Annotated in this window: 28 protein-coding genes; 16 read left to right on the forward strand and 12 right to left on the reverse strand. The window is 58.2% G+C overall.

What is annotated here, in order from left to right:
- Window positions 1–2 precede the first annotated feature (2 nt).
- Complete coding sequence (locus H7B67_RS24010; protein WP_185122411.1) at window positions 3–539, forward strand: VanZ family protein; 537 nt, start codon at window positions 3–5, stop codon at window positions 537–539.
- Window positions 540–586: 47 nt separating this feature from the next.
- Here the strand turns inward: H7B67_RS24010 and H7B67_RS24015 are convergent, their stop codons facing one another.
- Window positions 587–2,581, reverse strand: a complete 1,995-nt coding sequence (locus H7B67_RS24015) for a glycoside hydrolase family 127 protein (RefSeq protein WP_185122412.1) — start codon at window positions 2,579–2,581, stop codon at window positions 587–589.
- Between the two features lie 153 nt (window positions 2,582–2,734).
- On the opposite strand from H7B67_RS24015, the gene H7B67_RS24020 reads away from it, so the two are divergent.
- The 3 genes from H7B67_RS24020 (at window position 2,735) to H7B67_RS24030 (ending at window position 5,962) form a co-directional block, all read left to right on the forward strand.
- Window positions 2,735–3,553, forward strand: coding sequence for a helix-turn-helix transcriptional regulator (locus H7B67_RS24020; protein ID WP_185122413.1), 819 nt, complete (start codon window positions 2,735–2,737; stop codon window positions 3,551–3,553).
- A gap of 35 nt (window positions 3,554–3,588) precedes the next feature.
- The gene (locus H7B67_RS24025; protein WP_185122414.1) at window positions 3,589–4,677 is read left to right on the forward strand and encodes a threonine aldolase family protein; all 1,089 of its coding nucleotides are present in this window, start codon (window positions 3,589–3,591) and stop codon (window positions 4,675–4,677) included.
- Between the two features lie 253 nt (window positions 4,678–4,930).
- Complete coding sequence (locus tag H7B67_RS24030) at window positions 4,931–5,962, forward strand: EamA family transporter (protein WP_185122415.1); 1,032 nt, start codon at window positions 4,931–4,933, stop codon at window positions 5,960–5,962.
- A 21-nt stretch (window positions 5,963–5,983) separates the two neighbouring features.
- Here the strand turns inward: H7B67_RS24030 and H7B67_RS24035 are convergent, their stop codons facing one another.
- Window positions 5,984–6,916 carry a VanW family protein gene (locus tag H7B67_RS24035; RefSeq protein WP_245364066.1) on the reverse strand — a complete coding sequence of 311 codons (933 nt, stop codon included), beginning with the start codon at window positions 6,914–6,916 and terminating at the stop codon, window positions 5,984–5,986.
- 91 nt (window positions 6,917–7,007) lie between these two features.
- Here H7B67_RS24035 and H7B67_RS24040 point away from each other — a divergent pair, with 91 nt between their 5' ends.
- On the forward strand, window positions 7,008–8,138 hold the full coding sequence (locus H7B67_RS24040; protein WP_185122416.1) for a hypothetical protein: 1,131 nt from the start codon (window positions 7,008–7,010) through the stop codon (window positions 8,136–8,138).
- Window positions 8,139–8,217: 79 nt separating this feature from the next.
- Here the strand turns inward: H7B67_RS24040 and H7B67_RS24045 are convergent, their stop codons facing one another.
- The gene (locus H7B67_RS24045; protein WP_185122417.1) at window positions 8,218–8,694 is read right to left on the reverse strand and encodes a hypothetical protein; all 477 of its coding nucleotides are present in this window, start codon (window positions 8,692–8,694) and stop codon (window positions 8,218–8,220) included.
- Between the two features lie 191 nt (window positions 8,695–8,885).
- On the opposite strand from H7B67_RS24045, the gene H7B67_RS24050 reads away from it, so the two are divergent.
- The gene (locus tag H7B67_RS24050; RefSeq protein ID WP_185122418.1) at window positions 8,886–9,785 is read left to right on the forward strand and encodes a stalk domain-containing protein; all 900 of its coding nucleotides are present in this window, start codon (window positions 8,886–8,888) and stop codon (window positions 9,783–9,785) included.
- An 82-nt stretch (window positions 9,786–9,867) separates the two neighbouring features.
- On the opposite strand, the gene H7B67_RS24055 is transcribed toward H7B67_RS24050, so the two are convergent.
- Window positions 9,868–10,941, reverse strand: coding sequence for a CapA family protein (locus H7B67_RS24055; RefSeq protein ID WP_342592625.1), 1,074 nt, complete (start codon window positions 10,939–10,941; stop codon window positions 9,868–9,870).
- A 4-nt stretch (window positions 10,942–10,945) separates the two neighbouring features.
- Complete coding sequence (gene yyaC, locus H7B67_RS24060; RefSeq protein WP_185122420.1) at window positions 10,946–11,512, reverse strand: spore protease YyaC; 567 nt, start codon at window positions 11,510–11,512, stop codon at window positions 10,946–10,948.
- A 236-nt stretch (window positions 11,513–11,748) separates the two neighbouring features.
- Between yyaC and H7B67_RS24065 the strand changes: the two genes are divergently transcribed.
- Both H7B67_RS24065 and H7B67_RS24070 read left to right on the forward strand, forming a co-directional pair.
- Complete coding sequence (locus tag H7B67_RS24065; protein ID WP_185122421.1) at window positions 11,749–12,693, forward strand: acetylxylan esterase; 945 nt, start codon at window positions 11,749–11,751, stop codon at window positions 12,691–12,693.
- 169 nt (window positions 12,694–12,862) lie between these two features.
- Window positions 12,863–13,324, forward strand: a complete 462-nt coding sequence (locus tag H7B67_RS24070) for a GNAT family N-acetyltransferase (RefSeq protein WP_185122422.1) — start codon at window positions 12,863–12,865, stop codon at window positions 13,322–13,324.
- Between the two features lie 77 nt (window positions 13,325–13,401).
- On the opposite strand, the gene H7B67_RS24075 is transcribed toward H7B67_RS24070, so the two are convergent.
- From H7B67_RS24075 to H7B67_RS24090, 4 genes are read right to left on the reverse strand one after another with little or no spacing between them, the layout of a single operon-like run.
- Entirely contained in the window at window positions 13,402–14,160 is a 759-nt protein-coding gene (locus H7B67_RS24075) for a PHP-associated domain-containing protein (protein WP_245364064.1), read from the reverse strand.
- A gap of 24 nt (window positions 14,161–14,184) precedes the next feature.
- Window positions 14,185–15,012 (reverse strand): energy-coupling factor transporter transmembrane component T family protein, encoded by an 828-nt coding sequence (locus H7B67_RS24080; RefSeq protein ID WP_245364062.1) that lies wholly within the window; start codon window positions 15,010–15,012, stop codon window positions 14,185–14,187.
- On the reverse strand, window positions 14,976–16,805 hold the full coding sequence (locus H7B67_RS24085; RefSeq protein ID WP_342592624.1) for an ABC transporter ATP-binding protein: 1,830 nt from the start codon (window positions 16,803–16,805) through the stop codon (window positions 14,976–14,978). Before H7B67_RS24085 ends, H7B67_RS24080 begins: the two co-directional genes overlap by 37 nt.
- A complete protein-coding gene (locus H7B67_RS24090; protein ID WP_185122423.1) occupies window positions 16,802–17,677 on the reverse strand; it encodes a DUF8171 family membrane protein in 876 nt (291 codons plus the stop codon). Before H7B67_RS24090 ends, H7B67_RS24085 begins: the two co-directional genes overlap by 4 nt.
- Window positions 17,678–17,872: 195 nt before the next feature.
- Between H7B67_RS24090 and H7B67_RS24095 the strand changes: the two genes are divergently transcribed.
- The 3 genes from H7B67_RS24095 to H7B67_RS24105 all read left to right on the forward strand — a co-directional run bounded on the left by H7B67_RS24095 (window position 17,873) and on the right by H7B67_RS24105 (window position 20,160).
- The gene (locus tag H7B67_RS24095; protein WP_185122424.1) at window positions 17,873–18,718 is read left to right on the forward strand and encodes an SIS domain-containing protein; all 846 of its coding nucleotides are present in this window, start codon (window positions 17,873–17,875) and stop codon (window positions 18,716–18,718) included.
- 89 nt (window positions 18,719–18,807) lie between these two features.
- Window positions 18,808–19,602 (forward strand): alpha/beta hydrolase, encoded by a 795-nt coding sequence (locus H7B67_RS24100; protein WP_185122425.1) that lies wholly within the window; start codon window positions 18,808–18,810, stop codon window positions 19,600–19,602.
- Window positions 19,603–19,791: 189 nt separating this feature from the next.
- A complete protein-coding gene (locus tag H7B67_RS24105; RefSeq protein ID WP_185122426.1) occupies window positions 19,792–20,160 on the forward strand; it encodes an IDEAL domain-containing protein in 369 nt (122 codons plus the stop codon).
- Between the two features lie 61 nt (window positions 20,161–20,221).
- On the opposite strand, the gene H7B67_RS24110 is transcribed toward H7B67_RS24105, so the two are convergent.
- On the reverse strand, window positions 20,222–21,109 hold the full coding sequence (locus H7B67_RS24110; protein ID WP_245364061.1) for a metallophosphoesterase: 888 nt from the start codon (window positions 21,107–21,109) through the stop codon (window positions 20,222–20,224).
- A gap of 207 nt (window positions 21,110–21,316) precedes the next feature.
- Between H7B67_RS24110 and H7B67_RS24115 the strand changes: the two genes are divergently transcribed.
- Together H7B67_RS24115 and H7B67_RS24120 are read left to right on the forward strand one after the other, a co-directional pair.
- A complete protein-coding gene (locus H7B67_RS24115; RefSeq protein WP_185122428.1) occupies window positions 21,317–21,541 on the forward strand; it encodes a DUF1450 domain-containing protein in 225 nt (74 codons plus the stop codon).
- A gap of 159 nt (window positions 21,542–21,700) precedes the next feature.
- Window positions 21,701–22,495, forward strand: a complete 795-nt coding sequence (locus tag H7B67_RS24120; protein WP_245364071.1) for a hypothetical protein — start codon at window positions 21,701–21,703, stop codon at window positions 22,493–22,495.
- Window positions 22,496–22,697: 202 nt separating this feature from the next.
- On the opposite strand, the gene H7B67_RS24125 is transcribed toward H7B67_RS24120, so the two are convergent.
- Window positions 22,698–23,627, reverse strand: a complete 930-nt coding sequence (locus tag H7B67_RS24125; RefSeq protein WP_185122430.1) for an AEC family transporter — start codon at window positions 23,625–23,627, stop codon at window positions 22,698–22,700.
- A 197-nt stretch (window positions 23,628–23,824) separates the two neighbouring features.
- On the opposite strand from H7B67_RS24125, the gene rnhA reads away from it, so the two are divergent.
- From rnhA to H7B67_RS24140, 3 genes are all read left to right on the forward strand, one after another.
- Window positions 23,825–24,496 (forward strand): ribonuclease H, encoded by a 672-nt coding sequence (gene rnhA, locus H7B67_RS24130; protein ID WP_185122431.1) that lies wholly within the window; start codon window positions 23,825–23,827, stop codon window positions 24,494–24,496.
- Between the two features lie 64 nt (window positions 24,497–24,560).
- Window positions 24,561–25,838: a M48 family metallopeptidase gene (locus H7B67_RS24135; RefSeq protein ID WP_185122432.1), complete on the forward strand. Its 1,278-nt coding sequence runs from the start codon at window positions 24,561–24,563 to the stop codon at window positions 25,836–25,838.
- Window positions 25,835–26,566, forward strand: coding sequence for a hypothetical protein (locus tag H7B67_RS24140; RefSeq protein ID WP_185122433.1), 732 nt, complete (start codon window positions 25,835–25,837; stop codon window positions 26,564–26,566). The genes H7B67_RS24135 and H7B67_RS24140 overlap by 4 nt, the downstream gene beginning before the upstream one ends.
- Here H7B67_RS24140 and H7B67_RS24145 read toward each other — a convergent pair.
- On the reverse strand, window positions 26,563–26,835 hold the full coding sequence (locus H7B67_RS24145; RefSeq protein ID WP_185122434.1) for a YkgJ family cysteine cluster protein: 273 nt from the start codon (window positions 26,833–26,835) through the stop codon (window positions 26,563–26,565). The genes H7B67_RS24140 and H7B67_RS24145 overlap by 4 nt on opposite strands.
- Between the last annotated feature and the right edge of the window lie 164 nt (window positions 26,836–26,999).

Consider the following 26,999-nt stretch of genomic DNA (forward strand, 5'->3'; position numbering starts at 1 on the left):
CGATGAAGGCGAACAAACCGTCCGTCCAATTGATCGTTCTGTTGGTGTCGATCCTTTATTTCTATCTGCTCGTCAAAATCATCCTGTTCAAGTTCGGTTCGCCGGATCCCTCCTTTCTTTTAGGGCAGCTGCGGCGGTTGGCGGAGAATCCGGGAAGGCTCTTGCGCGGCTTGGAACTCGGCAATCTCGTTCCGGGGTATACGATTCGCCAGAATATCGATCACCTCTCCAACGGGACCGATAAGCTGAATTTCTTCGGCAACATCGCGCTATTCGTGCCGGCCGGCATTCTGATCCGGATCGGCCTGGGGCGCCGATTGCTGCTGGCGGTCCTGATCAGCTTCGCGGTCAGCCTCGGGCTGGAGATTTCTCAACTGGTGCTGATGATCGGAACGTTCGACGTGGACGACCTGATTCTGAATACGTCCGGCGGGTTGATCGGCTACTTGCTGATCCGGATGGCCGAAGCGCTGGATGCGCCGTTCCATCGCAAAGCGAAAGAAGAAAAGCAGGCTTCCTCGGCTCCCCGCCTATTATAGGCGGGAAGCGGGCGGAAGCCTGCTTTTTGTCTGCGCTTGCCTGCGCGTTATCGGGACTCGCGAATCCAGACGGTCATCTCGCCCGGCTTGCGGTTGCCCCACAGCGTATAAGGGACGGCGACGAGCTTCTGCTTCGTCTCCTCCGGAGGGGCGACGCCATAGAGGGCGCCGGATTGCCCGGAAGGCTCGCTTAGGCGGATACCTTCCATCTCCAGCAGGACGACGTCGCTTCTCCATTCGCTCGGGACGGCACGGATCTCGGAGCCGCGGGATAGGGAGAGCGCGGCAAGCGGCGCTCCGTTGTCCGTCTCCTCGAAAGCGTACACGAGAGGGCCTCGTTGAAGCGCGACCCGGCCGGCGTTCGCCCGAAGCTCGGAATGGCTGTAGAGACGCTGCGGCGTCATATCCAGTTCGATGGAGAAGGAGTCGCCCGCCTGCCATTGCCGCGTCAAGTAGGCGTAACCATCGTTGATGACCGGCTGCACCGGTTGACCGTTCAAAGCGAAGCGCGTCGATCTGCTCCAGGACGGAACGCGCAGAGCGAGAGTAAAGGTTCCGGAGGAGGAGGCTTGCTCGCTTGCCGGTTCGATCGCTTCGATGGTAAGGCTCGCCTCCCCGCCCCAGGGCAGGCTGCTCTTCTGCGACAGCGTCACTTGGCGGCCGTTCAGCGGCAGCTTCGCTTCGCTTCCAATGTACAGATGCGCGTAGAGCGTATCCTCGTTCGCCGTGTAAATGTAATGCCCGAGCGACGAGAGAAGGCGGGCGACGTTCGGCGGGCAGCAGGCGCAGCCGTACCATTTCTGCCGGACGGCCTTCACGTGATGCTTGCCCGGGTTGCCTGCGCTGGCGGTCGGCCAAACCTCCATCGGATTGACGTAGAAGTAGTGCTTGCCGTCGCCCGCGATGCCCGCGGTCACCGTATTGTAGAGCGCCCGCTCCAGGACGTCGCCGTATTCGCCTTTCGGCTCGAGCTGCAGCATACGGCGCGCGAAGAAAATCAGGCCGATCGAAGCGCAAGTCTCCGAATAGTTCGTATCGTTCGGCAGGTCGTAGTCGAAGGTGAACGCTTCGCCGTGATGGGTGGAGCCGATGCTCCCGTTGACGTACATTTGCTTGTTCGTCACGTTGCTCCACAGGCGCTTGCAGGCGGCGAGCAAGCTGTCGTCGCCTTTGTGCAGGGCGAGGTCCGCCATCGCCGTATACATATAGACCGCCCGGACGGCATGGCCGGTCGCGGCGTCTTGCTCCCGAACCGGTTTGTGCGCCTGATGGTAAGCCATATGAGGCGGCGATTTCTGAACGACTCCCGGCGCCCAGGCGGAGGTACGGCCGCGCTTCTCCCATTCCGCGACCAGGTAATTCGGCTCCCGACCGCGTTCTTCGATCTGGAACGACGCGAGCTCGAGATAACGAGGCTCGTTCGTCGCCTCGTAGAGCTTCACGAGCGCGAGCTCCAGCTCCTGATGCCCGTCGTAGCCTCGAAGCTGGCCGGGGTTCGGGCCGAAGAGCTCGTCGATATGGTCGGCGAACCGTCTCGCGACGTCCAGGAATCGCGTCTTGCCGGTGCCATAGTAATAGGCGACCGCGCCTTCGATCAGATGGCCGGCGGAATACAGCTCGTGGCAATCGAGCAGGTTCGTCCACCGCTGGCCCGGCTTGGCGACGGTGAAGTACGTGTTCACGTAGCCGTCTTCCCGCTGAGCGGCGGCGATCAGCTCGATCGCTTCGTCCGCGACCTTTTCCAAGTCGGGATCCGGATGGGTGGCGAGAGAATAGCCGACGGCCTCCAGCCATTTGTACAGGTCGGTGTCCTGGAAGAAGTAGCCGGCGAATTCGCCTTCCTCCAAGCCGGCCGCGATTCGAAAATTCTTGATGGCATGGCTCGGTTCCGCGTCCGGCACCCGATCGTTTAACGCTTCCCATTGGTAGGGAATGACGGTGTCCCGGATAAGGTCGACGTACGAGCCCCAGTAGCTGTCTTGGATGCGGACGGAGCGCAGGTCGAGCGGATGCGGTATTCGGGCGGCAAGTTGATTCGTCATCGTTTTCACTCTCCGTATAGGGGTAGGGTCAACGCGTATCTGTGCTCTATCATAACGGGAAGGGAAGTGGTTTGTCGGTAGCTTATCCGGTATAATAGGTGTCAAAAAATGACCATGTTCAAGGTGGGCTAGAGAAAGGAGAAGCTAAGCGGAATGCTGCCGTTATTGCTGAAGGAGCCGTATCGCCTGCATATGGGGGGACATTTCCTGTCCGACGAGAGCTGGTCGCACATGGAACGCACGCTCACGGACTGCGAGCTGATCATCGGCGTTTCGGGGATCGTTTTTTTGGAAGCGGACGGCCTTATGTACGAGGTGCGGGAAGGCGACATCCTGTTCCTGATGCCCGGCGAGCACCAACGGGGCTATAAGCTGTCTTCGCCCGGGGTGAGCTTCTATTGGTTCCACTTCGCGGAGCCGGACTCGGCTGCCTCCGCCGAATGGTCGGTCGGCCGGATTCCCCGCCATGCGAGCTGTCCGAACCCGAACCGCGTCCACATTCTCGCCCGCCAGCTGCTTCACGCGGCCAACGGGGGTTATCGCATTCCTCAGGCCGGGGACTATTTTCTGACCTGTCTGCTTATCGAATTGGCCGAGCAGCTTCAGGACTCCGAAGGCTTGGACGCGATGAGCCCCGAGCTGGCCGAGCTCCTGGAATGGACGCGTCTGCATGCGCTGGACCGGGACATCTCCGTGGAGAAGGTGGCCGGCCACATGGGCTACAACAAGGATTATTTATCCCGCATGTTCAAACGGAGGTTCGGCTCCGGCTTGCTGAGCTACATTCACAAGATCAAGCTCGATGCGGCCAAGGAGCTGCTGTCCGGCACGCGCCTGCACGTGAAGGAGGTCGCCGCCCGGATCGGCATCGACGACGACAAGCAATTCGCCAAGTGGTTCAAGCGGCTGTCCGGAGTCACCCCGACGGAATATCGGCAGGCGTTCTCCCGAACCCGGTTAAACAATGTATAATAGGGAGTCTAGGATAAAGGAAGGAAGCATGGCATATGACAAACGAGAAAATGACGCTGGCAGAAGCGTACAATAGGTGCGACTATCCAGTTCCCGGCAATGGCAAGAGAACCGTTCGGATGCTGAAGGAAGCGCTGGAGCGCGTCGAAGGAGAGACGGCGAGCGATTTTTACGGCACCGGTCCGCTTATCGAGAACTTTCAGGCGAAGCTCGCCGACTATCTCGGCAAGCCGGCAGCCGTGTTTTTCCCGAGCGGAACGATGGCCCAGCAGATCGCGCTCCGGATCTGGTGCGACCGTCGCGGCCTCATGAAGGTGGCCTACCATCCGCTCTGCCATTTGGAGATCCACGAGGAAGACGGGTTAAAGGAGCTCCATCGGATCGAGCCCGTTCTGCTTGCGGATAAGGATCGTTTGATTGCTTTGGAGGACGTGCGGGGGCTAGGGGAGGACATCGCCTGTCTGCTGCTCGAGCTGCCGCAGCGGGAGATCGGCGGGCAGCTGCCCTCGTTCGAGGAGCTGGAAGCCATCTCGGCGTATTGCCGCGGGAGGGGAATCGCTCTGCACCTGGACGGGGCGCGCCTGTTCGAGACGCTTCCGTATTACGGGAAGACGGCGGCCGAGGTCTGCGCGTTGTTCGACAGCGTGTACGTGAGCTTCTACAAGGGAATCGGAGGCATCGCCGGAGCGATCCTGGCCGGGGACGCAGCGCTGACGGAGCGATCGAAGGTTTGGAAAAGAAGGCACGGAGGAGATCTGATCGCCCTCTACCCTTACATTCTGAGCTCCGACCACTACTTCGAGAAGAGGCTCCCGAAGATGGAGCAATACTACCGCGGAGCCGTGGAGCTCGCCGAGCTGTACAACGGCTGCCGCGCCTTGTCGACGCGCCCGGCCGTGCCGGTCACGAACATGTTCCACGTTCATGCGTCGGTGCCAAAGGAGCGGTTGGAAACCGCGCTCGTCGCGGTTTACGGCGAAACCGGAATCGGCTTGACCGCCAACGTCAGACCGATCGAGGAGCATTCTTGCTCTTTCGAGATCAGCATCGGCGACTTGTACGAGACGGTGCCCAAGGATCTCCTTCACCGGGCGTTCGAACGGCTAAACGAGCTTTTGAGCTAAGGGGATGGCCGAAAAACCGGCATGCGGCGGGTTGGCGAGTTAGCTGACAGGAGATATACGGATTTTCCGTGCAACGGAGCCCGAAAGTAGGCATTTGGCAGGGAGATGCACGGATTTTCCGTATAACGGAGCCCGTATGCGGCCATCTGGCGGGGAGATATACGGATTTTCCGTGTAACGAAGGCCGTAAGCGGCCATCTGGCAGGAGTTATACGGATTTGCGGAAGTGACCATCTTTTGGAGGTACGGAACCATGTGGTTCGTCTTCGGCCTGGCGGCCGCGATATGCTTCGGAATAAGAGGAATCCTCTATCAGTGGACGTCCCAGAGGAGAGTGAACCGCAGCGCTCTCTTATTCGGCGTTTATCTTAGCGGAATGCTCGTAGCGACGCTGATGAACATGGCCATGGGACAAAAATGGACCGACGGAGCCTGGTGGGGAGTGCTGATGGGCGGCTTTTCTTTTGTCGCGAATGCGTCCATGTACAAAGGCTATGCCGTCGGCAAGGCTTCGCTGATCGCGCTTCTGACCGGCTTGCCCCCATTGGTGGTCGCTCTTGGCGCCTTCGCTTTGTGGGGGGAAACTTTGGGGCTTGGCCAGTTGGCGGGCTTCGCCATCGTCCTGGCGGGACTTATCGCGATTCGTTACTCCAGCGATCTCCGGATCGGACAGCTGCACGGCTTGATCTGGGGCTTGCTGACGCTGTTTTTCTTCGGATTCACCGACCTGACGTCCAAGCAATCCACGATAAGCGGAGCCGAGACGCTGCCGACCTTGATTCTTATGTACGCCACCGGGACGCTGCTTTTTGCCGGGCAATGGCTGTTAGGCTCGCTTAGCAGTTCGCGAACAAGAAGGGAGATCGCCGCAGCCGCAACGGAAACCGCAGTCTCAACAGAAACCGCAGCCACAACCAAAACCGCATCACCAACAGAAACCGCAGTCTCAATAACCGCAGCCTTAACAACCCCATCCGCCACAGAACCCGCATCCGAAGCACATAAGCAAGCATCTGCCAACCTGCCGGCTGCCGCCGCATGGACCACGAAACGGACCGTCGTTTGGGGAATGACGGTGGGGCTTACGAATATCGCCGGTATGATGTTCCTCATTCCCGCCTTTCAGGAAGGATCGACGGGGATCGTCTCCGCGCTCGGCGCGATGAACGCGGCGATCGTCCTTGCTTATGCCAAGTTCTATCTCAAGGAAGAGATGCGAAGGGCGGAAGCGATCGGAATGGCGCTTGCGCTCGGAGGCATAGTGGTCATGAGATTAGCCTCCTAAGCGCAACGTTAACGCAACGATTTACTCCGGCTTGCCGACCGCGATCTCCTCCGGAATACGCCGCGACATCCGCGGAACATGCCTAGGCGAATGCTCCAGTTGTTCGGACGAGTAGATGGAGACGTAGAGGGAGCCGGGACCGGCGAAGGCCCGAATCAGAATCGGCTGGTTGTACGGGTTCGAGAAAGCGAAATCCGGTCCTCCCCAGCTCACGGTCGCATCGCGTCCGGGCAATACGTAAGGCACGTTCCGGCTGTGCGAATACCTCTCCAATATTTTCATCCCTGCCCGGTCGGCCGCATTGAACAGGGTCGAAGACACCTGGCAGATGCCGCCGCCGATCCCCTCCGACAGTTCCCCTCTTACGATGATAGGCGCGCGTACATACCCTTTCGAGCTGTCCCGCCTTCCCACCGTCTGGTTAAAAGAGAACCGTTCTCCCGGAAAAACGACGCGATTGTTGATCGACTTGGCAGCTAGGGCGATATTTTTCGCTCTATTTTTGTTATGCGCATTGAAATAAGTCGCGTATTGGCCGATGGCTTTCTCTCGAATGACGGAGAGCAGCTCGCTGTCCACCTTCGCGTAAATCGGCTTTAACGGAACCTCGAATGAAACCTGTCCTCCGCCGTAATAAAACTGCTGGAAACGATCCTCGAATTTTCTTCGGTCCAGTTTGGCTCCCGCTTTCTCGGGTACGATATGGCCGTCCTCCCCGATAATCGCGTTCTGTGCGGGAATTCGGATTTGCCGTTCCATCTTGTCCGACAGCTCGTCCAATCGATTCGGATTAACGAGCGGGAACGAGGGCAATTTATAGGCGGAGCGTTCCACCCGGGCAATAGGGTTACCGTTATGCAGCATCGATACGGTATCGGACGAGCTGTCCGGCGGCGGCTGTTGATTCCACATCAATAAGTTTGTCAGGCTCAGAGCCCAAAGCCAATTGTTCATGGTTCACCTCGTTCATACCCGTTCAAGTGCATACCTTCCCCTAACGAGGAGCGAATTATTACGGTTTAGTTTCGATGGAGGCGAGTGTCTCATGGCAAAACGATTTTACGGCCGTTGTTTGGCGGCGGCGATTATGGGGGTAACGCTGTTGCTCGATTTGTCGTTGCAGCCCGCGTCCGCGGATTCGAGCGATACGGCCGTTCAAATCTCCATTCGCTCGAGTCCGACCGCGACCTATCTCTTGAAGGAGAAGTGGAACGATCCGTCGCTTGCGGAGGCGCTCCGGGCGGAAACTCCTCTCGAATCCGACGAGGCACCGGAGTTAAGCGACATATATGTCGAGTGGACGGAGAAAGGCCGACGGCGAACCTACCGAATGGGGTTATCCGGTAATTTGTATAGCGAGGAGGAGGGGACCGTCATCTCCGTCCCGGCTTCTTCCTCCGCACGGCTCCTTAAGGAAGCCTCCCGTTTGAGTCACGCCTATTACGGGGAGCTGATCGGCTGGCAAGAGGCAAGCCGGCTGGTACCGAGGCTGAAGGTGTTCACCGTCGTCGACCTCGAGACCGGCTTGTCCTTCCGGGTCCAGAGAAGAGCCGGGAGGGACCACGCCGACGTTCAGCCGGTGTCCAAGGAGGACACGAGAATCATGAAACGGATTTACGAGGATCGATGGAGCTGGCGCCGCAAGGCGGTGTTGGTCCGCGCGGAAGGCCGGCAGCTGGCCGCATCCATGAACGGAATGCCGCACGGCGGGGACGGAATCCCCGACAACGACTTCAAGGGCCACTTCTGCATTCACTTCCTGGACAGCTCGACTCATAAATCCGAGGTGCCGGATCCCGCTCACCGCCTGATGGTATATAAGGCGTCAGGCCGGCCGCGCGCCTTATTGCAGCGCTTGTCTCCTCCCGAGCAAGCGGAGAGCTTGGCCGAAGCGATCAACCAGCGGGATCGGGAATGGGTTCGCCTTTTCCTGGAGAGAACGGGGCGCAAGCAGTCGAATAGGGTGTTGGACCGATTGCCTCAAGTGCAATCCGCCCGGATCAAGACGCCCGAGAGGTTGAGTGCCGGGGAGGAATTTCTGACCTTCCAAGAGGAGATGGCGATCCAGATCGAGCTATCGGGCGGAGGGAAGAAACGGAAGCCGCTGCGATTCGAGTTCGCCCGCCTGTCGCCCGCCGAGCCGTGGAGAATCGTTCTCCTATCGGGGGAAATCTAGGGAGTCGCCGGTCCGCAGAAGAGAAAGATGGCTCGGCTTGCTTCTCTTCTGCGTTCGGACCGAACGACGATGGGGGGGCTTACACTTTCAGAGCGTTCAATAAAGGAATAATCGACTTTACGACACCCATCCCCATCTTGATCATAGGCATCGCTTTCTCCATGAAGCCCATCCATTCCTTTAAGCCCGCCAGCCCGAATCCTCCTCCGAAACCGCCTCCGAAACCGCCTCCGAAACCGCCTGCCACGCCGGCGGCTTGTTCCGCCAGAGGCGCGGCCGCCGCTTCTTCCGCTCCGTTCTGGAGCTCGGGGGACAGGAAAGCGGAGGTGCGTACTCGGCGCCTGGAGGGAGACTTGGATTTGCTGGCGGAGGGACGGCGACCGTTCTTCGTCTTGCCGTGAACTTGGATTCCCGTCAGGTAAAGCTGTCCGTTCGAGATCCTTGCTACCTTGCCGACGTATTGCCGGCCGTCCGTCAGAGTGACGATGACCGGTTGGCCGGCATAACGGGCTGTTTGCTCGCGAACGTCCGCTCTGCCGCGGTTAGGTTGAACCATTCCGTTCACCTCCCTCTAGCCTGCTCCTTCATTGTATTCCTGTTCCCTATTGGCGCTTGTACGTTCGTTTAGTTCGTTCCGGAAGGACAAGGCGGGAGGAAAAATGATGCGATACCTGCAACCTTATGAAATCGAGGTGCGTTTATAGGGATGCTGCACCAAGATTAGAGTTACGAGAGGAGTTGCGGAAGATGAACAAGAAGAAATGGGTTGTCGTTGCGACGTTGGTAGGTTTGCTAGGAACGACTGCCGCAGCGCAGGCAACGGGAGTTTTCGGGAAGGTATCCGGTCTCATACGCTCCGATATCAAGATTTCCGTGGACGGACAAGCAACCGGCATGCAGCCGGTCTATATTAACGGACAAGCTTACCTCCCGGTTCGCGACGAAGCTGCCGCTCTGGGCTACGAGGTAACCTACAACGCCGGCAACAAAACGATCGAGCTGAACAAAGTGCCATCCTCCGGTTCTCTGTCTAACGGTACCAAATCGGAGGAAGAGAGCCAGTACGCGCACATCTCCGGCATCGTCAAGTCCGTGAAGGAGACGGAGGACGGCCAATACCGCTTGGAAGTGTTGGGCCGAGGGAACGCGAACTGGATTATTCTGTATGCCGATAAAGAAACCGTCATTCAAGATTCGGAAGGCAAAACGGTTGCCGCCGCGGACCTCAAGGAAGGCACCGAGATCAACGCGGACTACGGTCCGGTCGTGGCGATGAGCTACCCGGGGCAATCGCACGCCGCTTCGATTACCGTCGGTCTCTCCCGTCTTGTGACGGACGATACGATCCAATCGATCGAGAAGTCGGACGAGGGCTACCGGGTGAGCCTCGGCAAGACGGAGAACGGAACGAAGACGATCGATCTGGTGCTGAATACCGGCAAGGAAACGTTCCTCATGAACGAAGAAGGGCAGCCGGTCGAATGGAAGGATTTGAAGGAAGGCGCGAAGGTTCGCGCTTACTACGGACCGATCACGACGAGAAGCCTGCCTCCTCAGAGCCCGGTGTTCTATCTGGTCGTTCTAAATGAGAACGGCGCGGCTCCTTCCGACGAGGGCTCCGGCGCTACCGTGCAGCCTCTCAACTAACGAAAACCCGTTACGCCCGAAGGGCCGAGGACGCGTCGAACGACGCGTTTCTCGGCCCTTTTCCCGTACTCTCGTTCCCCGATCATTTCTCCGCGACGGTTCCGTCCTCCAGCACTTTGGCATTGTAAGAAATCTTGTTCAGCTTGGCGTAAGCGGCTTGATTGTACTTGTCGTCCATCAGTCTAGGCTGCGTCGAGATGATCTTGGCGGGGATAACCTTGGCTTCAACGGCGGATTCCGATAAGCTCAAGGTCAAGATCATCGAATCGCTGCTCTTCTCCGTTCTCGACGTAAAAACGAAGTTGCCCAGCGAATAAAACACCGGCTTGCCCCGGTACCATTCGATTCCCTGCAGGACGTGGCTGTGGGCGCCGACGACGGCGTCCGCGCCGGCATCGATGAACGCTTTGGCATATTGCCTCGCGTAGTCTTCCGGATAGTCCTCCCGTTCCTTGTTCCAATGAATGAAGACGATGGCGTAATCCGACTGCGCCACGGCTTGCTTGATGTACGACATCATCGGCTCCATGGAGTATCCGTGAGCGATCCCCGGCTTGTTTTTCCCCGAATACCAGCTTCCTTCCGGCAGCACCCGGCTGATGCCGATAATGGCCACTTTCTTGCCTCGGACTTCCTTAACATACGGGGCGAACGCTTCGTCGTTATTCCGGCCGGCCCCCGTATGGCCAAGCTTGTAACGGCGCAGATTCGCGATCGTATCCTCCAGTGCCTGGAATCCGTAATCGAGGGAGTGGTTATTGGCCAGGCTGACCCCGTCGAAGCCGGCGTTCACGAGCGATTGAAGCGTCTCGGGGCGCGAACGAAACGTGAACTGCTTATCCGCCGGCTTGCCCCGCTCGGAGACGGACGTCTCCAGGTTGCCGAACGTAATGTCCGCATCGGCAAGGATGTCCGCCGTACGCTTAAAAGGAAAATCGATGCCGTACTTGCGAATGTACGTGTCGATCGGATCGTCGAGCAGAATATCCCCGACTAAGTTAATCGTAATCGGGGATTCGGGCTCGGGCTCCTCGGAGACGTCGGCGGCCGCAAGGCTCGATATGCCGGCTCCCCCGGGATTCGCCAAGACAGAGGATGCAGCCGAACTATGCAACGTTAGCCACAGCGAGAAGAGGAGCAGGCTGAACGCTTTCACCGGCTCACCTCGCGAGCGAGCCATGCACGGCATCCATCAGGCTTGCGGCGATAAGCTCCGCCATGCTGACGACGACATGCAGCCGGGTGCTCTGGAGAACGTGGTATTCCATGAACCCGCCGACGTTGACCACGGCCGACAGATGGACGTCGCCCACGGGCGTAAGCTGCTTATTCACCCCGGCGCCGGGATGGATGGGACCCTCTCCGAGCAGAATGCAGCCGACGCTGGCGGACTTGCCCAGGCAAGCGTCGATTCCGACGATGTACGGCCGCTCGATTTCGCGGTGCAGCCGCGAGAGCGTCTCGTCCAGATTGCGGGCGTGAACCGGTTCCGCCAGCGTGCCGTACAGATCGAAGTGGCGGGAGGAGAACTTGCTGAGCGCGGTTCCGGCAAGCGGACCGAGTGAATCGCCCGTGGAACGGTCGGTACCGAGACAGACGATCGCCAGTCTCCTTCCGTCGCGGAGCTGATGGAAATAACGGATTAGCCTGGCGGAGATTTGCATGGAAGCGGTAGGGTCCGTATAGGATACTTTAAGCGGCGGCGTATTGGTCGGGGAGCTAAGCATGAATCGATCGGATCTCCTTTCGGACCTCGGGAAGACGATTTTTCTAAATGATACGTAATGTATCACAAGAAGTCTGTCAAATGATGAGGAATGGCTCTAGTTCCCAAGTCGCTATTTGCTCGTTCGGCGCCATAAAGTTTGTCGAAACCGCATTTCGTCTTCCGAAATTTCCGAAATCAAGTAAGATAGAAGGAGCGAAATCGTACAACGAGACTGTGAGAGAGGAAGAAGCGGCAATGAATTACGTGGAGAAAAGAATATCGGATTTGAAGCAATACCTTCCCGACCGGACGGCTCCGGCCGATCTGGAGGAATTCTGGGACCGGACGCTCCGCGAGGCGTCCAAGCGCGAGCTTAAGGACACGAGAGAATCCGTCCAAGGCCTATCGTCCTACATAAATTATCAGAGAGTCACCTACGAGGGCTTCGACCAAACTCCGATCCATGGCTGGTTCCTGACCCCCGCGTTCGCGGTAGAAGGGCCGCTGCCCTGCGTCGTTCTCTATCATGGCTATACGGGAAGCAAGGGGTTGCCGGAACATCATGCGAATTGGCTGTTGGCCGGCTACGCGGTATTCGCGATCGACGTTCGCGGCCAAGGCGGGGAGACGGGCAATCTGCTTCCGCAAACCTACGGAATGACCCGAGGCTGGATCACCCAAGGCCTTCTCGATCCGGAGCGGCACTATTACCGCGCCATCGCCGTCGATGCGCTTAAAGCGGTCGAATGGGCGTCCCGCCAGCCGGAAGTGGACGCGTCCCGGATCGCCGTTGCGGGGGCAAGCCAAGGGGGAGGGCTCGCCCTTATCGTCTCGGCGCTGAGCGACATTCCGTACAAGACGGTGGCGGACGTCCCGAATATGTGCCACATGGATTACGGAATCGCCCTGTCGACCAGCTCGCTCGTCGAAGCCGCGGACTTCGTCTCCCGGTTTCCCGAGCATCTGGACACGGTGCTTCGTACGCTGAGCTACTTCGATATGCTTAACCTGTACGACAGGCTGAAGGCGCCGGTTCTGGTCTCGGTCAGCCTGAAGGACACGGTCTGCATGCCGGAGACGATCTTCTCGGTCTACAACCGGATCGAAGCTCCCAAGGAGCTCATCGTTTACCCGTTTAACGGGCATTTTACGAGCGGGGATCATTTCGGGAAGCAAGTGGAGTTTTTGCGTAGAGGTTGAGGAAGATCGGAAAGGGAGGCTGCGGCCTCTCTTTTTTCATTAGGGGAGCAGACGGACTGTCGGTTTAGTGCAAAAAGTAGGAGCATAGTGAATGTACCCGCCCCAAGGGCTTTGATAATCTAGAAGAGACAGGAGAGATTTCCATCCCTAACCTAAAGGAATGATAGACATGACATCCGCAATCGTCAATCAAGCCACGATCGCCGAGCTGGAAGACGTCGCCGCGCTCTTTAACGAGTACAGGATTTTTTACGGGCAGGAGTCCGATCCGGACGGTGCGAAGAAGTTCTTGTTCGATCGGTTCGAGCATGGGGAGTCGGTTATTTTTATCGCTAGGGACGAAGAGGGAGGTCAAGCCATCGGGTTTACGCAGCTGTATCCTTCCTTCTCGTCGGTCTCGATGAAGCGGATCTGGATCCTGAACGATCTGTTCGTTACCGAGAAGCGCCGCAAGCGCGGAGCGGCGCAATCGCTGCTCCAAGCAGCCGAAGAATACGCCGTGCGGACCAAGTCCAAAGGACTCGAGCTGGCCACCGCTCCCGATAACGAGAGAGCGCAGAGACTTTACGTCAACAACGGCTACAAGAAAGACGAGGAGTTCTATCACTACTATTTGCATGTTTTAGCCTAATAGCGGCGTTAATGCGTTAAGCAACTCCAAGGCAACCCTCCCGTACCGGGCAAGGTTGCCTTTGTCTTTTCCAGTCCTTATCCTGCCGCCATGGATTGCTTAAGCAGCTCCTTCATCATTTGGGCGCCTTTGACCTTGACCGGCAGGCAGGGGGAGATCTCCACCTCGTGCGTCCCCGGCAGCAGCCGGCTCCGAAGCTCCTCCGCCGTCTCGCAGCTCTCGGCTAAACGGTTCCATACGCTTCCGAATTGAAGGGGCTGATGCGAATCGCTTCCGGCGAAGACGGGAAGCCCGATCTCCCGCGCGAACGCATTCACTTTCTCCGCCATGCCGCTTCCTTCCTCGTAGAGATCCTTGGCGTTCAGATCGAATCCGTCGAGCCGCTTCAGCAGTTCGGCCGGGTGGTGGGCGAGCGGCGTGCTCCTCCGAAGCGGATGGGCCCCGATCCGGAGAAGGGGCAGCGCGTCCGTCCGGTCCAGCAGCCGCCCGAAGGGGATAAAGCTCCCTTTTTCCTTATAAGGCTCCAGCTCGTCGTTCAGCTCCCTAATGATCGCGCGATTGCCGATGAGAAGGATGTGGCCCGTCTCCATGACGTCGACTTCCATTCCGGTAAACACCTTCAGCCCTTCTACCGAATAATAGTCGCCTATATACTCGAAGGTTTGATCCAGCCGATCCAGAAGATCCGAGAACCGGCGGGTGTTGAAATGCTCGGTGAGCGCGATCGCGTCCAGGCCGTTCTCCGAAGCTTCTCTGACCATGGATAAGAAGTAGCCGAGCGAAAAATCCGTTTTTTTGGAGAGCTTGCCGTGCGTATGCAGATCGATATTCATCATCGTAGAGGTACTCCAATCTTGTCGTTAGAATGAAACCCAATGCCCGCCGACGCAGAGGGCGATGAGGTAGAGCAGGCTGATTCCGAGAAAAGCGATATCGGCAGCGCCGACGCGCAAATAAGCGAGCTTGAGCTTGCGGGCTTCCGGGCTGGCCAGCGCGTAGGTGAAGCCTTTGACCTCGAGCGCTTCGACCGTGGTGCGCGTCCGCTTGGCGGTATTGAGCATGAGCGGGTAGAAGGTGCAGACGGCCGTTCGGACGAGATAGACGAGAGAGCGCCAGCCGAGCAGGCCTCGGTTGCCCGGAGCCTTGCCCCGCAAGCGGAACGAGTAGAACAGGTTGTGATATTCCTCGATCAGAATCGGAAGCATCCGGTAGCCGTACGACACGCCGAAGCTGAACTGGCCGGGAACGCCCAGGCTGAGCAGCGCGTCGCTGAACCGCTCCGGGTCCATGCTGTTGAAGACGGCTATGCTGGCGAGCGAGATGATCAGAAGCTTAAGGGTAAGCGTCATGAGCGGCCAGACGGCATCCAGGCTGCCCCCGAACAGCAGAGACCCGATCAGGATATAGCTGATCTCGCTGACGAGCCCGAGCCCGAGAATGAACAGGACCAGCGGGCTCACCTTGGAGGAGAACGTCAGAACCAGGACGGGTACGAGAAGGCCGAGCAGAACGAACTTGTTCGAGAGAAACCACGGCAGAATAGCCAGTACCGTGTACCAGCCGAGCAGCACCCGAGGGTCGAACCGCGAGAGCAGAGTGGACCTTCGGCCGAAGGCCGTCCGCATGAGCTCGACCTTGATCTGCTCGACGCTTAGCTTGTCGATGAGGCTTTGTTTGATGGCTTCCAAGCGGGCACCTCCTCCTTAAGCGCGCTTTGGACGCGGCGAACGAATTCGTCGACGGACAAGCAGGGCGGATACAGGTTCAGCGCGTCTCCGAGCTGCGTAATTTGAGGCGGGGTCAACCCGGCTTGGCGCAAAAGCTCGCTATTGGAGAAAAGAGTCCGTTTATCCGTATCGAGAGCGACTTCCCCGTTATGCATCACGATGACGCGGTTCGCCCACTCCGCGACCAGCTGCATGTCGTGCGTCGCGATAACGGCCGTCTTGACGCTGCCGAGCTCGCCGGAGAGCATCGCGGCGACCTCTCGGCGGCTTAACGCGTCGAGGCTGGCCGTCGGCTCGTCCAGGAGCATGACGGTCGGACGCATCGCGAGCCCGATCGCTAGCGTCGCCCGCCTCTGCTGGCCGCCGCTGAGCAAGCGGCCGTCGCGGTCGGCCAAGCCGGCCAGGCGAAGCCGCTCCATGAGGCCGTCGACCAGCTCGGCGTACCCGGGATGCTTCCGGGCCTTAAGGAAATAAGAGATGTCCTTGCGGATGTTGTCTTCGATAAACATCTCCTCGGGCTGCTGATAGATGTAGGAGACATAATCGGCCAGCCGTTCCGGCGAGACGTCTTTCGTGCGGAAGCCGCAGACGGTCACGCTGCCTTCGCTCGGCCGCCGAATGCCGGAGATCAACTTCAACAAGGTGGATTTGCCGGCGCCGTTGCTGCCCACGAGCGCGATCCGGTCGCCTTCGCGCAGCTCCAGGCTGACGTTCTTAAGGACGCGATGCGGGGTTCGGTCGATCGTCTTGTATCCGGCGGTGACATTATCGAAGCGAACGACCGGTTCTTGAGCGCCCGATTTTGCCGTCCCGCGGAGAATGGCTTGAGCTCCCGAACCGCCGTCGACGGCGTTCAACCTCGAGCCGACGTCCCGCTGCCGATAGAATTCGGCCGCTTCGCCCAGCGTGACCGGGTACGGCAGGGCCGATTCGCCTTCTTGCCGCTCCTCCTCCAGCGTTCGCTTGGCCGCGAGCGTGACTTGCGGCGGCAGGATGTGCAGCTCGGCCAATTCCTCCACGCGGGATAACGCTTCCCGTACCGGCTTGATCCAGCGAATGGCGCCCTTGTCCATCAGGATGACCCGGTCGCAATAATCGGCGATAAACTCGGTATGGTGCTCGATGACAAGGATCGTCTTGCCATGCTGCTCGCGAAGAAGCTTGAGCTTGTCATAAACGAGCCTCGCCCGCTGCGGATCGAGCTGGGCGACGGGCTCGTCGACGATGATAAGGTCGGGGTCCAGCGACAGCGCCGCGGCGAGCGCGGTCATGTGCTTCTGCCCGCCGCTCAGCTGCCAGATCCAGCGATCGCGCAGGTGGCTAAGCCCTAGCAAGGCGAGGGCTCGCTCTCCGCGCTCTTTATAATCGGGGTAACCGAAGTTAAGCGGCGCGAAGATAACCTCTTCGTAGACGGTCGGCCGGACCAGTTGGTTCTCGAAGTCCTGGAACACGTAAGCCACTTTCTTCGATAGAGAAGAGACCGTTTCCTCGGCGGCCGTCAGCCCGGCCACGCGGATGTCGCCCGTCAGATCCCCGACGTAATAATTGGGGATCAGGCCGTTCAGCGTTTTGCATAGGGTGGATTTGCCGCTGCCGTTCGTGCCGGCGACGGCGACGAATGCGCCTCGTTCGATCGTCAGGTCGATGCCTTGCAGCGCATCGGAGGATGCGCCGGGGTAACGGAAGCCGACGTTCGACAAGGCGACGAGGGGCTCGGTCGTCTGCGGAATTCTCGCTGCGCTTGCGGTGCTCACAGCTTGCTCTCCTTCGGCTTGGCGGCGCCTTTGGCGCGGAACATCGTATACAGCGTTGCCGCCAGAACCAAAGCGGCCGCTCCGACGCTAACCCACATGAAGCCGGAGCCGTATTGCTCCAGGAACTCGGGCTCCCACACGGCGAAGTTGATGTCGGCTTCCGAGAGGAATTCGGCCGCTCCGCCTACGAACACGAACAGGATGGACACGAGAAGCAAGCGGGGAGTCACCATCTGGCCGAGCGATAGCGGAACTCGGCTGTCTCGCGGCTTCATGCCGAGAAGAGGCTCGATTTTGCCATACAAACGAGGCACCAGGAACAGCGTAGGCAGCAAGGAGAAAAGGATGCCCGTGATCGCCATGGCGTTCAGGAAGCTTAATCCTTCGATAAGCACGATGCTCTCCGGAATGCCGGGCACGGCCTCCAGGTCTTCGACTCCCGCCCATACCTTGGCGATATCCACGATAGCGCTGAGCATCTGGTCGATCCCGACCGCAACGAAGGAGGCGACGGCAAGCTGCTTGCGGTTTCGCGGATTTGTGACGAGCATGCCGGCTATGTACATGGCCAGCGTGAATTCGATGAACTTCTCCAATTCGCCGAGACCGCCGAACTGCCCGAGCAGCAGCTCGCCGAAGATGACTTCCCCGAAGGAAGCGCCGACGGCGGCATACAAAGGATGGAACAGGATGCAGAGCGTGAGAGGGATGAAGGCGAAATACTCGACCTTCAATTCGATCGGCCCGAGCTTCAGCTCGGGGACTAGCTCGGAGAACATGTTGGAGATTCCGTACAGAGACATGGCCAGAATAAAAACCATCAGCTTCTGGGATTGCGTGAGCTCGTAACGGCGCATCGGCGCGGAAACCATGTTTTCAACTCCTCTGGGATTTGGGTTACCCCAACTATAGGGAGCGAATATTAGCGCTTTATCATCGGAATGCGCGTAAAGTGTAAAATATTTTTCAAATATTAAATTATGAAATAAAACTTACAAAATTAATCATTTCCGAGTTATACTGAAGGAGGAAAATAAACCGGGGCTCGCCCGAAGGAGAGGACAGAAGTGACATTCAACCTGAAAGAGATCGATCTATCGAAGCTGTCCAAAAGCCAGCAGAAGATCGCGAATTATATCGCGGGCGCCTTCGGGCAAATCCCCTATTGCACGGAAGAAGACATCGCCGCGGCGACCGGGGTGAGCACGGCGACCGTGTCGCGATTCTGGGGAGCGATCGGTTACGGCAACCTAAAAGCGTTCAAGAAGCATCTGCTGCAGCAAGAGCACGCCACCCCGGCTCATAAGATGGAGAGGATCCTTAGCCGGGTCGAGCGGGAAGAAGCGGATATCTACCGGGAGATCGCGGAGATCGCCGCGAACAATCTGGACGTATCCGCCGAGCGGCTGGACCGGAATCAATTCGCCGCCGCGGCCCGGGCCATTGGGGATGCCCGCGCCTTGTATCTCTTCGGCTCGGGCGCCTCCTCGTTTCTGACGGAGCTTCTAAGCTTCCGGCTGACGCGGATCGGGATTCGCGTGGTCACGATGGCGGGGAGCGGAAGCGAGCTGCTCGAGCAGCTCGCTCATGCGGAAGAAGGCGACGTCGTGCTCATGTTCGGGTTCGTAAGAAAGTCTCCGGAGCTGGCCGTTCTGCTGGAGCAAGCCGCATTTTCCCGATATGCCACCATCTTGGTCACCGATCTTCTCGTCTCGGACATGCTGGCGAAGAGCGACTTGGTGCTGCAATTGGACAGGGGAGAGCTGGAAGGATTTCATTCCATGGCGTCGCCCGTCGCGCTCATCGAGGCGTTGACCGTCGCGGTCACCAAACTCAAAGGGCAAAGCGCCATGGAGAGGCTGGATAAGCTGCACAAGCTTCGCAAGACGTACTCTTCCTTGTTGCCTAAGTAGCAGGATCGTCATCTTGACATCGTTCACCGTCGAATCTACGATAAAACCAGCGATATGCAATTATCCCCTTTATTCTGGAGGAATTCGAAATGGCTCTCATTAAATGCGATTATTATTCGGAGACGCTCGGCATCAGCACGAGCATGACGGTCATTCTTCCGCAGCGGACGTTCAGTCAGATCGGAATGGAAGGGGCGGCGGGAAGCGCCAAGCATCCTACTCTCTATCTGCTTCACGGATTTTCGGACGACGATACGATCTGGGCCCGGCGCACGTCCATTGAAAGGTATGTCTCTTCGCTGGGGATCGCCGTCGTCATGCCGAACTTACATAAGAGCTTCTATACGAACATGGAGAACGGAGACGCGTATTGGACCTTCCTGACGGAGGAGCTGCCGCGGCTCGCCCGCTCGTTCTTCCCGTTATCGGACGATCCGAAGCTGAATTTCGTCGCCGGCCTGTCGATGGGGGGATACGGGGCGTTCAAGTGGGCGCTCGCTTACCCGGAACGGTTCGCCGCCGCGGCCAGCCTGTCGGGAGTGCTCGATCTCGCGAGCGAGAGGGCGAAGCCGGCATACGATTCCATCAAACGCTCGTTCGACCTGATCTTCGGAGACCGGGCCGTCGAGGGCTCCCCGGACGATCTGTTCGAGCTACTGCGCAGGCTTCCGATGGATGCGGAGCTGCCAGAATTGTATCAAGTGTGCGGAACGGAGGATTTCCTGTACGAGGGCAACGTGCGGTTCCGCGATGCGATTAGGCAATCCGGGTATCCGAAGTACCGCTACGAGGAAGAACCGGGAGAGCATACGTGGGAGTTCTGGGACAAGCATATTCAAAGCGCGTTGGCTTTGTTCTCCCGCAAGCTTCAGGAACGAGGTTAATTTCATTGCATGAAGGCAGTGGCCGATCCAGCGTCTTCGGACAGTCGGGGTCGGCCTCTCTTTCTTTGTCGCGCCTATTGACTTTCGTTACTGTAACAATTATTATTACAGTACGGCAACCGAATGGAGTTGCTTTCTTCGATACAAAATCGAAATTTTCGAAAAAATGAGAAAAGGCGGTGGACGATCATGAATTATGAAGTAGGAGATTGGGTGTCGGGACATTCCAGCGAGGGCGAGCTGGTCCGCGGCTTTATCGATGCGGTTCATGCCAGCCAAGGCACAGTCGATATCTTCGTGACGGATTCGGATCGGGAAGCCGCGATCGGCGGGGTTATCTCCTTGAGAAACCAATCGGTGCGCAAGCTCCCCGGCTATTCCGGCAACGACGAGAGCGGACTGCTCAATTATATCGATATGGCCCTCATGACCAAGGACGAGGAATGGTTCAAGGAGCTTTCGGCGAGCTTGGCCGCGGTGCGCTCCCGCAAGAGCCGCCAAGAGGCCGGATCCAGAAGCGCCGCCAAGAGCCGCAATCGCATTCTGTTTCGCTCGTAACGGCAAACCGAGAAGAAAGGCTGCCCTTCGCCAAGTCCGTACCGGACTCGAAGGGCAGCCTTTATTTTACGTTCAGGAGCCTGGAGGCGTTCCCTCTGCGAAGGGTGAACAGGCTGATCTCCGGAACGCTTCCGAAACGGATCGGCAGCGTGGTCGTTCCGACTCCCCGGTTCACGTACAAATGATAAGGCCTGTCGCCTCGTAGGGCAGCCCGGATCGAATAGATTCCGCCGACGTACACTTTGCCGAGGGCCGTCCGGTGGATCGCGCCGACGATCGGAAGGCTGATCTGCCCGTTGTGGCTATGGCCGGACAACTGAAGGTCGACGGGATACTTCGCGAGTCCGTCCGAGGGATCTCCTTCGTGCAGCAGCAGCAGATTAAACGAATCCTCCTCGAGCTTGGAGAGCGTGCCTTTCGCGTCCGGTCGGCCCCTTACGTAGTCGTCCAAACCGGAGATCGTAATCGATTCTCCGTTCGGAAGGGCGATCCGTCTCGTCTCGTTGATCAGCATATCGAAGCCGCCGTTCGTCAATAGAGGACCGGAACAACGCTTGGTCCGGGAATAGCCGAAGTCATGATTGCCGTAGACGCAGAACTTGCCGAGCGGGGCGCGGATCTCCCCCAGAATCGGGGAGGCGGCGGGATCGCTCTCCGTCTTCAGGGTTCTGGCGTCGAACAGGTCGCCCGTAAAGACGACGATATCCGGCTTCAGCTCGTTGATGGCGGAAGCCAAGCGTTTCAATCGCTTCAAGGAGAAAAAGTGGCCGACGTGAACGTCGCTGAATTGCAGGATCGTCTTGCCGTCGAAGCCGGGCGGAATGCGAGGCGACTGGATCTCGAGCCGCGTGACCTTGAGCCTCCGGGGCTCGACGGCGACGGCGTACAGGGCAACGAGCAGGGCGATCACCAGGATGATAAGCAAAGCGATGAAGACCGGATCGTTCAACGTGAGGCTCCTCTCTCCGCATGGGCTAAATTGCGGTGTGCATGTCGTCGAAGCCAGTGTATGTACTAGATTACCAGAAAAAAACCTCGAGCTCAAAAACAAAGAATCGCGAACAAGTTGAGAACAATTTTCATTGACAGCAATGCTGAGAACGATTATCATCTGGAGGTGAGCATCGAGAAAATCAGTTCGGGGAGCGGATCGGGCATGCCCAAAATCAAGTATTGCTGCAGAAACTTCAAGCTTGGCTCCAAAGTCGTCTATAAGGCGCTGAAGAGCGAGTTCCCCGACATGAAGCATAAGAAGAAGGATTGCATCGGCAGCTGCGGGGCGTGCTCCAAGGTGTGCATGGCGCTTATCGGCAAGACGGAGCTCGTTCGGGCGAAGACGCCGGAATTGTTGTACGAGAAGCTCAAGCAGCGAATCGGATAAGGAAGATAGACGAATTAAGGAAAATAGACGAATACGCTTCGCGAAGACGGGCATCCGAGGAGGCTCGTTTTTGTATTTTAGAGGAAAATTCAGGAGCCGGGGCGAACCTATATAACATAAGTTAGGCCCATGATTCGGAGAAGGAGACAGGTGACATCGATGCCGGAGATCTCGTTGAAAGCGTTTAATCCGAAGATAGAAAGCTCATTGGTCGGGACTATCGTCGGCGTGTCGGACTCTTGGAGATTGCTTTACGCGAACCTTGCGAGCCGTTGGAACCCAAACTGGACATGGATGACGGAACCTTCTCCGGAGAACTATTCGTCTAACGACTGCTCATCTGACGACTGCGCGTTCTGCCATAGCGGAGTCGCGGGAAGCGATATCGACCCCGAACGGATGATCGCGCCGGAGCTGTCGCTTAGGAAAGGCGCCGTGCTGCTGTGGGCGGGGACGGATTGCGGCCCTGTTAAGATGATCAGGCAGCTAGCCGGGTTGATCGGGATAGACGAAGAGAAGCCTCTCGCCGAGCAGGATCGACGATTCGTCGATATTTTGCTATACGGGTACGGGGAAGAACCCATCCTGTACGTTCATAATGGGAAGCAAAAGATAGGCTGCTACCGCGGATGCGTCAACGATCTGAAATTCATGAGGGAGGCGGGTACGACAAGCAAAGGGAACCTGAGAGCGATACGCTACTTCTCGGGCCCGGTCGTTTGCAAGGAGTGCAACGGAAGCCGACTCCGGCTTGAGAGCAGGCATATCCGAATCCATGGATTATCCATCGTAGAAGCGCTGCAGCTGCCGGTTCCGGAAATGCTGTCGTTCCTTCGCGATGTATCCCGTTCAGTCGGCCGAGAAGAAGGGTCGGATGGCATGCCGCTCATTGAAGCGATCCAGGCTCGATTGGAGCATTTGCAGAGAATCGGCCTTCAGTCGCTGCGATTGTAGACGGGGAGGAGACGCTTGCGCAAAATGAAAATTGCCTTTGTATCCGTTGGAATAAACAGGGTAGCTCCTTGTTCCATTAGGATCGAAAACAAGTTCCTTAAGAAGCCGTATCCCGAAATATCCGGGAACAGGACAATGCAACCAAGCAGCTGTAACCCGAAATATTCGGGTTACAGCGAAGAACATTTTCCTACAACACGTATCAGCTCACGATGCTTATAAGAATCGGCAGCCAGACGAACGAAGAGAGCGTCGTCCAGAGAATGCACCGCGAGAGAAGCTTAGGAGCGGCGTCGAAGCGCTCGGCGAGCACGACGGCGTTGACCGCGACCGGCATGGACGCGAGGATGAAGAAGACGTCGGCGGCAACGCCGTCGATTCCCAGAATCCGGAGAACCAACGCGGCGATAAGAGGCGCGGCCGCGATCCGTACCGCCATCCCGGCCCAGAAGGTGCGGGTCTCGACCTTCGAGCGGCTTTTGGCTTCCAAGCCGACGCTCACCATCTGCGCGCCGAGAATGGTGAGCACGACGGGCGAATAGGCGCCGCTGGCGAGAGCGATGCCGCTCTGCAAGCCGTCCGGCAGCGTCCAATCGAACGCCCTTAGCAGGAAAGCGAAAACCGCGGCATAAATAGAAGGAAGCTTGAAGATCGATTTTACCGCGTCGCCGATCGAGAACTGCGAACGCGCGGCGAAGAAGACCCCGATCGTGTTCGTTAGCACGATCTGCACGACGACATAAAGAGAGGCTTTATCCAGCCCGAGCTGCCCGAAGGCGAGCAGGACAAGCGGGAGGCCGTAATTAACGCTGTTGGTCAGCGTGGAGATCAAGGTGAGCCCGGCCTGTTCGGGCGCGGGCAGCTTCAGGAGCCGTCCGAGTCCCGCGGCGGCGAGCCAAAGCAAGGCCAGGTTGAGGAGACAGAAGACGACCGTCCGAACCGCGTCGTCCGCGGTAATGGAGGCGGTCGTCAGCGTCTCCAGCAGGATGGCGGGGCTTAAGAAATACAAGTAAAGCACGGACAGCGGCTTCGTGTCCAGATTTTTGAACCGGCGAAGCAGCGCCCCTACGATGACGGGAATGGACAGCGGAACGATGACTTCGAGCAGCGTGGAAACGATGGAATGCAGCATAAACAACCCTTCTTTTTTGAGCAATATCGCGGTCTTTTGCGTGCTTATACTATAAACGGTTCTAACGTAGGGGTCTAAGATTAAGATTGTATCATTTTATAGTTTGCGCCTATAGACAGAGCGCAACCGAAAGCCGCACATGGTAGAATAGGGAAGTCGGGATGCGATAAGCATCTAACTGAAGGAGAGAGAGAAGAGTGGCCAATAAATATTATGTCGTCTGGGAAGGGCATCAGCCCGGAATTTATGCGAGCTGGCCCGCCTGCCAAGCGCAGGTGAACGGGTACGCGGATGCGAAGTACAAGTCCTACCCGTCCCAAGCGGAAGCGGAGAGAGCTTACCGGGAGGGCTGGAAGAAGAACTGGGGACAGGGCAAAGCCTCTTCCGGCAAATCCGCATCGACCGCATCTGCCAAGTTCGCATCGTCGAAGGCTGCCGCGCCCAAGTCCAAGCCCGCGGGCGAGATCGACTACGACAGCGTGTCCGTCGACGTGGGGACGAGAGGGAACCCGGGACCGGTGGAGTACAAGGGAGTGGATACCCGGACCGGCGACGTCATTTTCTCCTGCGGGCCGATTCCGAACGGAACCAACAATCTGGGAGAATTTCTCGCCATCGTGCACGCTCTGGCCCACTTGAAGAAAGAAGGCAGTACGAAAACTGTATATAGCGATTCCCGAACCGCCCTTAAATGGGTGAAGCAGAAGGAAGTGATGACGACTCTCCCCCGAAACGAGTCCACGGCGGAGATCTGGACCCTCGTCGACCGCGCCTTGATGTGGCTGAAATCCAACTCTTACCCGAACAAGGTGCTGAAGTGGGAGACCGAAGAATGGGGAGAGATCAAGGCGGACTACGGCCGCAAATAAAGGGAGATGCTGAAGCTATTGTCTTCGGCATGAGAAAGCCGATCGGGAACGAGGGAGACAGAGGATGCGCGCACGATCCAGAATCGGGATTTATGCTTTGGCGGTGATCGCCTATGCCATCGTCATGGCGATCTATGTTCGTTACACAGCTCCTAATAATGTGCCTGTCGCTTATCAGGGAACCGCGGCGGACCCGGCAACGTTCTTCACTTCGGCCGAACTGAGCGACAGCCAGTCGATCAATGCGGCGCGCAATTGGATCTTCTTCGTCAGCGGCCCGTGGGAATGGCTGATCTACGGCCTTCTCCTGTTCACCGGACTCGGGAGTGGGATCAAGCGGGCGCTCGAACGAAGAGGCTGGGCGATCTACGTTCGGTTCCCGCTCTACGTACTCGCGATCAGCGCGATTTCGTACCTGCTTTATCTGCCGCTGCGGGTTTTCAGCTTCGCGATATCCAGCCATTACGGCATCACGACGCAGCCCGTCCTTAGCTGGCTGAGAGACAAGGCCGTCCAATTCTCGATCGGTTACTTGACGACGTTGGCGGTCAGCGCCGTAGCCTTCTGGATCCTGTCCCGCGGCGGACGCTGGTGGTTGAAGCTATGGCTGCTGTCTATCCCTTTCAGCTTGTTCATGCTGTTCATTCAGCCGGTCGTGATCGACCCGCTCTATAACGATTTTACGAGACTATCGAACCCGGAGCTGGAAAAGCATATTCTAGCCCTCGCCGATAAGGCCGACATTCCGGCCGATCGCGTCTACGAGGTCCGAATGTCGGACAAGACGAACTCGATGAACGCTTACGTGAACGGGATCGGATCGTCCCTGCGGATCGTGCTGTGGGATACGACCTTGAACAACCTGGACGAGAAAGCCATTCTGCTCATCATGGCTCACGAGATGGGACACTACGTGATGCATCACCTGGAATGGAGCGTTCTGGGAACGATCGTTTCTTCCTTCTTCGTTCTCTGGATCGGAGGGCGCCTCTATACGTGGATCGTCCGCAAGCGGGGGGAGAGCTTCGGCATCTCCAAGCTTTCGGACATGAACGCCCTCCCTCTCGTTCTGCTGCTCCTGTCCGTGCTAAGCTTCGTGTCTCTGCCGATCAGCAACGCGATCTCAAGGAACGCGGAAGCGTCGGCGGACGATTACGCTTACGAGCTGATCGGCAGCTCCGAGGGAGCGGTGAAGATGTACCAGCAGATGGCGGTCGCCTCCTTAAGCGACGTGAATCCGCCGCTGCTCGTGCGCCTGTTCCGGGACGATCATCCGACGGACATGGATCGCATCCTGAAGGCCGAACGGTTCGCCGCTTCGCAAGGAAGTGCTGGGTCGTGAACCTATACTTGCTGGCGGGAGTGAAGACCGCTCCTCTCTTCATGGAACGCTTCCGCCTTGCCCTTCACCGCCAATTGACGGAAGCGGGACATTCGGTTCATTCCCGGCTGCTGTATCCTTACGGAGATTGGAGCCGAAGCGCTATCGTCCAGGTCCGGGAGATCGCTCACGACATGCGCCTGGGCTACTCGCGGATGGCCAAGTCGATCGGAGGGACGAGAGCGAGGAAGGAGATCGATAGCGAACGGCGGGAGAGCGCGGCCGGCTCGTCGCTCGAGCCTCTTCTGCTGGTCGGGCATAGCGGAGGGGGAACGGCGGCCGTTCACGCGGCCGTCGGGCTCAAGGAGGAATGGAAGGGACCGATCTGCATCGTCTTGATCGGCTCGCCGAAGTCTCGCATCCCTCCGGAGCTGGCGGCCGATACGTTCTATCTTTACGCGGAAGGGACTCTGCGAGGGAGGAGAAGGCTCGATCCGATAACCCGGCTCGGGACGTTCGGCGGCTGGGGCTTGGCGGAGACGTCCGCTTGGCCTAGGTGGGACCGAAGCCGGCATGGGCCCGGCCAGGCGGACTCGGTGCCTATCATCGGCGGGCATGCGGATTATTTCCGGGAGAGCGAGGCCTACGTGAACGAGGCGGGACTTACGAACCTTCAGTTGACGATGGGCAAAGTATGGGCGTGGCTGCAGACGAGGCTGCCCGGTTCCGGCAGCTTCGCGGCGGATTAGCGATCATGCCCGGATTCGGGAGCGGTAGCTTTCTCGAGCTCGCCAAGAATCCGGAACGCATCCTCGTCGGCGGATCCGCACATCTCGATCGAGGCGGCCAAGCTGCCGCACACCGCGGGACGTTCCGGCTTGCCGAACAAGCGGCAGCGATTGTCGTCGGTCAGCTGAACGCACCTGACGCCGGCGGGCTTGCCTTCGGGCATTCCGGGTATAGGGGAAGAAATGGAGATAACGATGCAGCAAGCGGCGCAGCCCGTTCGGCATTCCATGAGATCGGCCTCCTTTAGCAGTCCGAGCATCCTTTCGTTGACGTCTATTATCCCGCTAGAACTTCTTGGCGTCAACGCGTCGCAAGCGGCGGAGGCAATGCGGAATAGAATCGAAAAAGCGACTATTTTGTTGAACGATGGCGAAAATCCGATTATAATTTATA

The organism is Cohnella thailandensis, assembly GCF_014212135.1.
Classification (GTDB): domain Bacteria; phylum Bacillota; class Bacilli; order Paenibacillales; family Paenibacillaceae; genus Cohnella; species Cohnella thailandensis.

What these genes read in the sequence shown, in the direction of transcription:
- H7B67_RS24010 (WP_185122411.1), top strand. Translation starts at nt 3, where the DNA reads ATGAAGGCGAACAAACCGTCCGTCCAATTGATCGTTCTGTTGGTGTCG.
- H7B67_RS24015 (WP_185122412.1), bottom strand. Translation starts at nt 2,581, where the DNA reads ATGACGAATCAACTTGCCGCCCGAATACCGCATCCGCTCGACCTGCGC.
- H7B67_RS24020 (WP_185122413.1), top strand. Translation starts at nt 2,735, where the DNA reads ATGCTGCCGTTATTGCTGAAGGAGCCGTATCGCCTGCATATGGGGGGA.
- H7B67_RS24025 (WP_185122414.1), top strand. Translation starts at nt 3,589, where the DNA reads ATGACAAACGAGAAAATGACGCTGGCAGAAGCGTACAATAGGTGCGAC.
- H7B67_RS24030 (WP_185122415.1), top strand. Translation starts at nt 4,931, where the DNA reads ATGTGGTTCGTCTTCGGCCTGGCGGCCGCGATATGCTTCGGAATAAGA.
- H7B67_RS24035 (WP_245364066.1), bottom strand. Translation starts at nt 6,916, where the DNA reads ATGAACAATTGGCTTTGGGCTCTGAGCCTGACAAACTTATTGATGTGG.
- H7B67_RS24040 (WP_185122416.1), top strand. Translation starts at nt 7,008, where the DNA reads ATGGCAAAACGATTTTACGGCCGTTGTTTGGCGGCGGCGATTATGGGG.
- H7B67_RS24045 (WP_185122417.1), bottom strand. Translation starts at nt 8,694, where the DNA reads ATGGTTCAACCTAACCGCGGCAGAGCGGACGTTCGCGAGCAAACAGCC.
- H7B67_RS24050 (WP_185122418.1), top strand. Translation starts at nt 8,886, where the DNA reads ATGAACAAGAAGAAATGGGTTGTCGTTGCGACGTTGGTAGGTTTGCTA.
- yyaC (WP_185122420.1), bottom strand. Translation starts at nt 11,512, where the DNA reads ATGCTTAGCTCCCCGACCAATACGCCGCCGCTTAAAGTATCCTATACG.
- H7B67_RS24065 (WP_185122421.1), top strand. Translation starts at nt 11,749, where the DNA reads ATGAATTACGTGGAGAAAAGAATATCGGATTTGAAGCAATACCTTCCC.
- H7B67_RS24070 (WP_185122422.1), top strand. Translation starts at nt 12,863, where the DNA reads ATGACATCCGCAATCGTCAATCAAGCCACGATCGCCGAGCTGGAAGAC.
- H7B67_RS24075 (WP_245364064.1), bottom strand. Translation starts at nt 14,160, where the DNA reads ATGATGAATATCGATCTGCATACGCACGGCAAGCTCTCCAAAAAAACG.
- H7B67_RS24090 (WP_185122423.1), bottom strand. Translation starts at nt 17,677, where the DNA reads ATGGTTTCCGCGCCGATGCGCCGTTACGAGCTCACGCAATCCCAGAAG.
- H7B67_RS24100 (WP_185122425.1), top strand. Translation starts at nt 18,808, where the DNA reads ATGGCTCTCATTAAATGCGATTATTATTCGGAGACGCTCGGCATCAGC.
- H7B67_RS24105 (WP_185122426.1), top strand. Translation starts at nt 19,792, where the DNA reads ATGAATTATGAAGTAGGAGATTGGGTGTCGGGACATTCCAGCGAGGGC.
- H7B67_RS24115 (WP_185122428.1), top strand. Translation starts at nt 21,317, where the DNA reads ATGCCCAAAATCAAGTATTGCTGCAGAAACTTCAAGCTTGGCTCCAAA.
- H7B67_RS24120 (WP_245364071.1), top strand. Translation starts at nt 21,701, where the DNA reads ATGCCGGAGATCTCGTTGAAAGCGTTTAATCCGAAGATAGAAAGCTCA.
- H7B67_RS24125 (WP_185122430.1), bottom strand. Translation starts at nt 23,627, where the DNA reads ATGCTGCATTCCATCGTTTCCACGCTGCTCGAAGTCATCGTTCCGCTG.
- H7B67_RS24135 (WP_185122432.1), top strand. Translation starts at nt 24,561, where the DNA reads ATGCGCGCACGATCCAGAATCGGGATTTATGCTTTGGCGGTGATCGCC.
- H7B67_RS24145 (WP_185122434.1), bottom strand. Translation starts at nt 26,835, where the DNA reads ATGGAATGCCGAACGGGCTGCGCCGCTTGCTGCATCGTTATCTCCATT.